Annotated in this window: 2 protein-coding genes; one reads left to right on the forward strand and one right to left on the reverse strand. The window is 59.9% G+C overall.

The features are described 5' to 3' along the window. Positions 1-455, reverse strand: a 455-nt coding sequence (locus HWN72_RS30755; RefSeq protein ID WP_211152334.1) for a transposase, incomplete at its 3' end; no start/stop codon positions are given. 105 nt (positions 456-560) lie between these two features. Here HWN72_RS30755 and HWN72_RS30760 point away from each other — a divergent pair. Then, entirely contained in the window at positions 561-845 is a 285-nt protein-coding gene (locus tag HWN72_RS30760) for a hypothetical protein (RefSeq protein WP_036528601.1), read from the forward strand. Positions 846-868: the final 23 nt, after the last annotated feature.

Genomic DNA, 868 nt, shown 5'->3' on the forward strand with positions numbered 1-868 from the left:
ACCGGGGTGAGCACCATAAAACTGAGCCAGCGCAGTCCGCTAGCTTTGACGAAATGGCCGTGACTGGAGCGGACCGGGTCGCGGTAGATACCCCGTGCGGTGATCCGGCGCCCCCATCGCCGCTCAATGGTGTCGTCCATACCGATGACCACAGGACCATCGGGCACGAGCCGTTCGACCACAATGCCCAGTAAACGCCTGGCAACGGCACGGGAGCTCCAGCGGGCGCGGTTGAGGATCTGGTGATAGGTTGCAAAGTTGGCAGCATCGCCCCGGCCGGTCACGCGCAGGCAAGACGTGACGGTCCGTTTGCCCGTGGCCAGCACGCCCCCCATCACAAGAACAAGTACATGCTCCCAACTGGGAGCCGTAAAGCAGGGACGCCATGCCTGCAGCCATTGGCGCAGGATCTGGGGGACGGGATCGCCGATCACGGCCTTGTTCTGGTCCAACATCCCATGCTTCGAGTCCTGACTGAAGCACGTTGCAACGCTTAGGCTGTTGCCATGCGGTGAGGTGACTCGGATATGCTGTGACCTGACGGCGGCAATGGATGCACCATGAAAGACGAGGAAATCATTCTGCGCATCGAAACGTTCGACGCGGCCAACGGCGGCGGCGTCGGATGGTATGAGAACAAAGGCGCTTACCATCTCTATCTGCTGGCAACCGAGGCACCGATCGCCCGCCTCAAGCCTGTCGGCACGCGTGACGAAGTCAGGCTCGGCTACTGGTCACACCAGCGAAAATGGGAAAATATCGATGATATGGGCGGATGCGTCTTGCCCCTCGATCAAGCACTCGACCACGTTGCTGAAAACAGCATCTTCTGGACCTGGACCTGACCAAAAACGTACAAAGTCGAGCT

Origin of the sequence: Novosphingobium sp. HR1a (assembly GCF_015594425.1) — a bacterium.
Classification (GTDB): Bacteria; Pseudomonadota; Alphaproteobacteria; order Sphingomonadales; family Sphingomonadaceae; genus Novosphingobium; species Novosphingobium resinovorum_A.